Origin of the sequence: Bifidobacterium mizhiense (genome assembly GCF_020884755.1) — a bacterium.
GTDB lineage: Bacteria > Actinomycetota > Actinomycetes > Actinomycetales > Bifidobacteriaceae > Bombiscardovia > Bombiscardovia mizhiensis.
Genome location: NZ_BPWE01000005.1, coordinates 131,439 through 139,798, shown reverse-complemented (window position 1 = coordinate 139,798; position 8,360 = coordinate 131,439). Strand labels below are relative to the sequence as shown.

General features: G+C 59.3%; 4 protein-coding genes. 3 read left to right on the top strand and 1 reads right to left on the bottom strand.

The genetic code is table 11. The features are described 5' to 3' along the window. Positions 1–468: 468 nt before the first annotated feature. Positions 469–1,386 carry an alpha/beta fold hydrolase gene (locus LPC22_RS07550; protein WP_229133356.1) on the bottom strand — a complete coding sequence of 306 codons (918 nt, stop codon included), beginning with the start codon at positions 1,384–1,386 and terminating at the stop codon, positions 469–471. A gap of 485 nt (positions 1,387–1,871) precedes the next feature. Between LPC22_RS07550 and LPC22_RS07545 the strand changes: the two genes are divergently transcribed. The 3 genes from LPC22_RS07545 to LPC22_RS07535 all read left to right on the top strand — a co-directional run bounded on the left by LPC22_RS07545 (position 1,872) and on the right by LPC22_RS07535 (position 8,199). After that, complete coding sequence (locus LPC22_RS07545; RefSeq protein ID WP_229133355.1) at positions 1,872–4,859, top strand: glycoside hydrolase family 3 C-terminal domain-containing protein; 2,988 nt, start codon at positions 1,872–1,874, stop codon at positions 4,857–4,859. A gap of 246 nt (positions 4,860–5,105) precedes the next feature. Next, complete coding sequence (locus LPC22_RS07540) at positions 5,106–7,535, top strand: glycoside hydrolase family 3 C-terminal domain-containing protein (RefSeq protein ID WP_229133354.1); 2,430 nt, start codon at positions 5,106–5,108, stop codon at positions 7,533–7,535. After that, positions 7,528–8,199, top strand: a complete 672-nt coding sequence (locus tag LPC22_RS07535; protein WP_229133353.1) for a GtrA family protein — start codon at positions 7,528–7,530, stop codon at positions 8,197–8,199. Before LPC22_RS07540 ends, LPC22_RS07535 begins: the two co-directional genes overlap by 8 nt. Positions 8,200–8,360 lie beyond the last annotated feature (161 nt).

Genomic DNA, 8,360 nt, shown 5'->3' with positions numbered 1-8,360 from the left:
AAGGAGGAAACCAACCCACGAAAAACCCCGACACCAATTACACGCTCCCACGAAACCCCACAACAGGGGAAGGCACCGGACTGGCAATCAAAAAGCTATAAGTAGCACAAACACGCTCTTGAGTTCTCAAACCACCACCACACCAACAGCTCCAAGCCCTCCGAAGAGTTCTCATCACTGCCGGGCAGCAAGAAGTAAACTTACACGAACTTGGGTTGTCCCGCAAATTGGCATACTGAAATCACGGTGGAACCCAATGATTTCGCGGTTTCTACGGCGTGTCGGTTTTTGCCGACCAAGCCCCGCTCAATTGGCCTTCACCTATCCAGGAGCCCCGCGCACTCTTCAACGAGGCTCAAACCAATATCTTCAATTACCCATATTAGTAGATTTGGTTCTCCTCAAGAGGTATTTCCACCATGCGAATGAGCGCGTGCAGCCAGGCTGCGGTTCCTGCTTACTCACGCGCTACAAGCAGAGAGCCTTAACCGTTGCTGCAAATCGTTCTGGCTCGTCCCATTGTGGGCAGTGCCCTGACCGGTCAAAACGGATGAACCGATGCGGGCTCTTCAATCCGTCTGCAAACCGCTCAACCAGACTGCCAGGCAGATGACGGTCATATTTGCCGCTGATGAAATAAACAGGAGCCCCAAAAGAGGTCTGCCCGCTGAAATCGACCTGCTCCAGCTCAGCATCCAAGCGTGCCCGTGATTGAGCCACCCCCTTGGCATGGTTGAGCAGACGCGACCAGTTGTAGTAAGGCGAGCGCAGGTAGGTCATGATCCGTTCCAGAGATCCGAACAGCATGGCAACCCCGCCACGAGACAGCAGCTCATCGAACATCAGCACCACGTCGGCAGCCCCACTCTCTCTGCTGACGATCGAAGCGAGCCGCGAGCCCCAACTCTGCTGCCCCCAATGCCGTCTTAGCCGAAGAGCAGCGCGCATGCTGACAACCTGTCCAAGACCGATATAACAGCGAACAAGCGAGGGATACCGCTTCACCATCTCCAGTCCCAGAACGCTGCCCCATGAATGACCGATGAGGATCAGGGAATCCTGCCCGTAGGTGCGAAGAAGCTCAAGCACGAACTGGTGAACGTCCTCAACCATCGAATCGATGGTCACTACCTCGCCAGGTGCAAAAGGATGGTAGGACAGCCCACTACCTCGCTGATCCAGGTTGATGAAGCGGAAATCGCGCTCCAGGGCTGCGTTATAGTGCATGGTCAGCGGGATGCAGGCATCGCCCGGACCACCATGGAGATAAAGAATGATGGGAGCACGGCGAGGGGCCGGATTCATCGAGAAAACAAAGTGTGCGCCATTGATCTGCGTTTGATAGATATGCGAGCGACTGGAAACTACGTCAGCACGACTAGTCATATAGTTATTTTAACTGTATCCTTATCTATCTCTTGTCTTACGGCTGCACGCTGGTACACCCTCCCTCTAGCTATGGAACCAGAAAAGTCCAATTGCGATATAACCCGTTTCTTTAAGGGTCGCCCGACCTCATCGACAGCCCGGACGATTCCGTTCTGGCAGTTTGCCGTTCGCCGTAAAAGGAAACTGCTGCATATGTGCCATGCCGAGCCAAACCATGCGAGCACCTGCCTTCATCACACGCAAATACACGCCGCAAAACAAGTCAGGTTATGCGGCAAATTCGACAGTTCGCGCATGTATAGCCACAGAAACACGTCGTAAATGATTAACTGAAATCGTGGCATAAAGGCGTGTCGATGCAGCTGAAGGTCGCTCGCCCACCCAGGAGGCGGATCACAGTTCAAGCGCTCCGTCTACTTCGTGACCGGCCCATAGTCGTGACCGGGTGAAGCTTCAGCAGAGAACAGAGGAAAGTAGCGAACATGTTCAGTGTCAATCTGAGCGATGTGGTCGCCGTACTCAAGTCGCTGATACCCCAGCTGGTGGTTATCGGCGTCTTTCTGGTACTGGCCCTGCTGATCACGATCGCCGTGAACAAGCACACAGTCAAAAACGTAGCCAACCGAAAGATGATTCACTCCCAGTCCTGGCTGGTGGCCTTCGTGGCTGTCGTCGCAGCCCTGGCAACCATGCTCCTGGGACCCTTGTCCAACCTGATCAATAAGTCCACCAGCAAGCACGAGCTGCAGCCGGCGACCGTTACCGCAGCCCGGAACCTGGCCAAGGACATCCAGCGTGAGTCCGTCACCATGCTGCAGAATTCCGATGGGACACTCCCCCTGAAGTCCGACAAGGTTAATGTCTTCGGCTGGGCCTCGACCAACCCCGTCTACGGCGGCACAGGCTCCGGCTCCATGTCGGCAGACAACCCCACAACCAGCCTGCTTGATGGCATCTCCTCAGCCGGCCTGAAAACCAATAAGGAACTGAGCGACTTCTATACCAAGTACCGCGCGGACCGCCCCAAGGTCGAGATGTTCGCCCAGGACTGGACCCTGCCAGAGCCCACGGCCGACAAGTACACCAGCAAGCTCATGGATGACGCCAAGCAGTTCTCCGACACCGCTGTGGTGGTCATCGGAAGAGTGGGCGGGGAAGGTGCTGACCTGCCAAAAGATATGAAGGCCAAGGACATCACCTATCACGACAATGACACGGCCAATCCGGACTTCAAGCAGGGTCAGAGCTTCCTAGAGCTATCCAAGTCCGAGAGTGACATGATCGCCAAGGTCACCGGCTCCTTCGACAAGGTGGTCCTGGTCTACAACGGCGCCAACACCTTCAACCTGAACTTCGTGGGTCAGTATCCGCAGATCAAGTCCGTCCTCTGGTGCCCGCCCCCGGGGCAGGCAGGCTTCACCGCCCTGGGCGAGGTCCTGAAAGGCAAGGTCAACCCCTCGGGCAAGACCTCAGACACTTTCGTGCGCGACCTGACCAAGACACCGACCTACAACAACTTCGGTTCGTTCACCTACACCAATATGGACGACCACAAGGCCACCTTCACCGGATTCACCGGCAAGCCCGAAACCAGTACGCCTACCTTCGTGGATTACAACGAGGGAATTTACGTGGGTTACCGCTTCTGGGAGACTGCAGCCAAGGAAGGCCTGATCAACTACGACGATATGGTTCAGTACCCCTTCGGATATGGCCTGTCATACACCACCTTCAGCCAGAAGATGGGACCGATCCATCATGCCAACGGGAAGATCTCCTTTAATGTGACCGTCACTAACACTGGCGCCAAGGCTGGCCGCGACACGGTCCAGACCTACTTCAATCCCCCTTATACCAATGGAGGCATAGAGAAGGCCAGCGCCAACCTGGTCTCCTTCAAGAAGACCAATATCCTGGATCCCGGCAAGAGCCAGACCATCCCCGTGAGCTTCAAGGACGAGGACATGGCCTCCTATGATGCAGACCATGCCAAGGCCTACGTGCTGGATCAGGGCGACTACGGCATCTCAATCCGTTCCGACTCCCACCGTCCGATCCAGTCAGACACGGTCAACATTGCCCATACGGTCACCTATGACAAGAGCAATCCCCGCTCCGTCGACAAGGTCGCGGCCACCAACAGGTTCGACGATGCCAAGGGCACGGTGACCTATCTGTCCCGGGCCAACCACTTCGCCAACTATGCGGATGCCGTGGCGGCACCCAAGAGCACCGAGATGCCCGAGGAGGCCAAGGCCCACTTCTACAACAACGACAACTATGATCCCAAGAAGTTTGACAAAGACAGCGACAAGATGCCCACGACAGGCGCCAAGAACAACGTCAAGCTCTACCAGCTGCGTGACAAGAAGTACGACGACCCCATGTGGGACAAGCTGCTGGACCAGCTCAGCTTCAAGGACATGGACAGTCTGATCGCCATGAGCGGCTATGGCACCCAGGCCGTCAAGGGCATCGGCAAGATCGAACTCACCGATGCCGATGGCCCCGCCGCCCTGAACAACAACTTCACCAAGGTCGGTTCCCTGGGCTTCCCATCATCCACCTCCCTGGCCTGCACCTGGAACCCCGGTCTGGCCACCCGCTACGGCGAGATGATCGGCACCATGGCCCATGACATGGATGTCTCCGGCTGGTATGCGCCGGCCTTCAACATCCACCGCAGCGCCTTCTCCGGACGTAACTTCGAGTACTTCTCCGAAGACCCCGAGATCAATGCGGTCATGGGATCCAACGAGGTCGCAGCAGCTCGGTCCAAAGGCGTCTACTCCTTCATGAAGCACTTCGCCATGAACGACCAGGAGACCAACCGCAACAACATGCTGGCCACCTGGGCCAACGAGCAGACCATTCGCGAGATCTACCTGAAGCCATTCCAGGCTGCTGTGGTCAAGGGTGGCGCCCAGGCTGCCATGAGCTCATTCAACTACGTCGGCACCACCTACGTGGCCGCCTATGCGCCGCTGATGCAGGATGTGCTGCGCGGTGAGTGGGGCTTCCGCGGCATGGTCCTGACCGACTACTTCGGCGTCTATGGTTACCAGAACGCCGACCAGTTGATCCGCAACGGGAACGACGCCATGCTGGCCACTACTGAGGTGACCAACCACGTCAAGGACAAGAGCGCCACCTCGGTCAAGGCCATGCGCCAGGCCAGCCACAACATCCTCTATACGGTCGTACACGGCTACAAGTACGCCAATGGCGACCCCAAGGTGCAGACCCCTGCCTGGCAGATCGCCCTCTATGTGGCTCTGGTTGTGCTGGCCCTGATCTTCCTGGCCCTGGAGTACCTGGCCTTCAGAAGGTTCAAGGCACGTCGCAGCGCTGTGGATGTGGGCACCCTGAGTGATCTGGCGGACGACGCCCGGCAGACCCGCGCCCAGGATCCGGCCAGCATGGAGACCACACCGTCCGAGGACAGCTCCGACCAAGGGCCGACGGCCTGATCCTCCATCTGAAGCTAATTTGTTCCCCGGCGGACGGACTTATGCACCGTCCGCCGGGGAGCGGATCAGCACACCTGTTGGTATATAGGCAACATTCATGCCAGGAAAACGACAGGTTATGCAACCCACTCGTATAGGCCTCGGCAGTCCGGGAATAATGAAATTCAGCGACCAATCCGAGGCCAATCGTGGAAGCAACGAGGGTTCCCGCCGCAGGATCAGCCCCCGTCACGGAAAAGGAACACTATGGAAGTCAAGGATCTGACAGTTCTGGAACGGGCATCGCTGCTCTCCGGAAAATCCACCTGGGCGACCCGTGCCCTGAAGAGGGCAGGCATCCCGAGCATGGTCCTGAGCGATGGTCCGCACGGTCTGCGCCGCCAGACCGGATCAGGAGACAATCTGGGCATGGGCAAGTCCAAGCCCGCCACCTGCTTCCCTACAGCCGGCACTGTGGCCTGCTCATGGGACCCGGAGCTGGCTAAAACCATGGGGCAAGCACTGGGCAACGAGGCCAGAAGCCTGGGCGTCAATATGGTCCTGGGTCCGGGTATGAACATCAAGCGCAATCCCCTGTGCGGCAGAAACTTTGAATACTATTCCGAGGACCCCCAGGTGGCCGGTCATATGGCTGCAGGCCTGATCGAAGGCATCCAGTCCCAGGGCGTGGCCGCCACCCCCAAACACTTCGCCATGAACAGCCAGGAGCTGCGCCGCCAGGCATCCGACTCCGTGGTGGACGAGCGCACCATGCGCGAACTCTATCTGACCGGATTCGAGATCGCCGTGCGCCAGGCCCACCCCTGGGCCATCATGACCTCATACAACATGGTCAACGGCACCTATGCCAACGAAAATCCCCACCTGCTCAAGGACATCCTGCGCAAGGAGTGGGGCTTCGACGGCATGGTGGTTTCGGATTGGGGCGGCTCCAACAGTGCGGTCGCCGCAGCAGCCAATGGCTCCTCCCTGGAGATGCCCCAGGCTGGATACGACTCCGTGCGACAGGTTGCCAAGGCCGTACAGGAGGGCCGCCTGGACGAGGCCGACCTGAACGCCCGGGCCGAAGAGGTGGCGCAGCTGGCCAAGCTGACCCACCACTCTGACATGGATCCTGATGGGAACCTGACCGCAGACCAGATACGGGACCACCATCAGGTGGCACGGAGCATCGCAGAAGGATCCGCCGTCCTCCTGGTCAATCGGGAGGGACGCCTGCCCCTGGCCGCCGGCACCCGGGTCGCTCTGGTCGGGGATATGGCCGAGACTCCAAGGTTCCAAGGTTCTGGATCCTCAAAGGTCAACGCAGCCAAGCAGGAGAGCATGCTGGACCTGCTCAGGCAGGGCAACGGCGACGGGCTGGAGCTGGCCTCCTACAGCCAGGGCTACGAACGCCATGGTGAGAAAAACCAGTCTTTGATCGACCAGGCCGTGGCTGCCGCTGGCCAGGCTGACGTGATTGTCGCCTGCGTGGGCCTAGATGAACGCAGCGAATCCGAGGGCCTGGACCGTTCCCACATGGACATTCCCAGCAACCAGGTCGACCTGATCAAGGCCCTGGGCGCGACAGACAAACCCCTGGTAGTCGTCCTGGTGGCGGGCTCCCCCGTTACCACCGATTGGATCGATCAGTGCGATGCCGTTCTGTATATAGGTCTGTCCGGGCAGGCTGGAGCCTCAGCCACCCTGAACATCCTGACCGGCCGGATCAACCCCTCCGGCCACCTGGCGGAAACCTGGCCCAAGTCCTATGCCGACTGCCCCAGCGCCGACTGGTACCCCGACCCTGCCCACGAGTCGATCTACCGGGAGGGCCTCTTCGTCGGCTACCGCTACTACCTGACCGCCGACGTGGAGGAACGCTTCCCCTTCGGCTACGGCCTGTCTTACGCGCACTTCGCTTACTCCGATCTGACCGTGGACGACAAGGGAGCCACTTTCACCCTGACCAATGATTCGGACAGGCAGGGGGCCACCGTTCCCCAGCTCTACGTCCAGGCGCCCAAGGGTGGCGTGCTCAGGCCGGTCCGCGAACTGAAAGGCTTCAAGAAGGTCAGCCTGGATGCCGGCCAGTCCACCCAGGTCCGTATCGACTTCGATCAGACGACCTTCCGGCACTTCGACACGGCCAGCAACTCCTGGCAGGTCGAGTCCGGCGACTGGACCATCATGATCGGGTCCGATGCCCGCAACATGGAGATGAGCGAGCATCTGAACGTCCAAGGCACCGTCGACCCGCAGAGTCCAGACCCTGCCTTGGGCGCATACCTGACCGGCCGGGTCAAGGAGGTCGACGATGCCGCTGTGACAGCGCTCTTCGGCCACCCGGTGGTCCGACAGGGCACCGTCAGCACCTTCGGCGTCAACGATCCGCTCTCATCCTGGAAGGACTCAAGAAGCGTCATGGCCAGGTTCGTGGCCAACTTCCTCGCCAAGAGCGAGAACCGCCACGAGGCCAAGACCGGCAACCCCGACCTAAACACCCTCTTCCTGCTCAACATGCCTCCCAGGGCCATGGCCAAGATGACCAACGGGCTGATTGATACGGCCATGGTCGAGGCCATCGTCCGCATCCCCAACGGCCACCTATGGAGGGGGCTGGGCGGATTCATCGCCGGATTCTTCAGAAACATGTCCGCCAACCGCAGGACCGGAAAGGAGCTCAATCATGAGTGATCAGCACAGCCAGCAGGCCGAACAGCCGGCCCAAGGGAAGGCGACGACGGCCTCACAGTGGGCGATTGTCCGCTGGTGGCGGCGGTTCAGCGACCGACACACCACCCTGGCCCAGTTCATCGTCTTCTTCATCCTGTCCAATGGGGTCACTGTCCTGCAGCTGGTGCTCATGCCCGTGCTCAAGGCCATCTTCAACGGCACCTCCCTGGTGGGCACCAACTTCCAGATCTGGCGCATGGGGACCGTCGGCGGCAAGCCCTACTACCTGTTCGACTACGCGGCCGGATCCATCGGCCACGGCGGCGGGGGCGGCCTGGCCTACTTCCTTGCGGTGGAGATCACCCTGTTGATCGCCCAGATCATCAACTTCTTCCTCCAACGCAACATCACCTTCAAGTCCAACTCCTCGGTCTGGAAGGCGGCCTTCTGGTACCTGGTGGCCTACGTGATCATCACCATCATCGCGGCAGCGCTGCAGGGTTGGTACAAGGACCCCATCTACGGCTTCTTCCAGCACACCCTGAACTGGGGCAGCCTGGGGACCACCATTGCTGATCTGGTCACCATGATCATCAACTCGGCCATCTCCTTCTGGGTCTTCTTCCCCATCTTCAAGGTCATCTTCCGTCAGGAGCCCACCGAACCCGAGACGAGCGCCCAGTAAAATTCCGGCCCCACTCCCCCGGCTGTCAATGAACCGGCATGCATCGGCAGCCAGAGGGGCGGGGCCTTTTCCTCAAACCCATCATGTACAGTGGTCGCATACAACGGCCGCCGACGGGATTACGGCAACCCCGCCGACATACCCGCCGACCCATTCTTTTG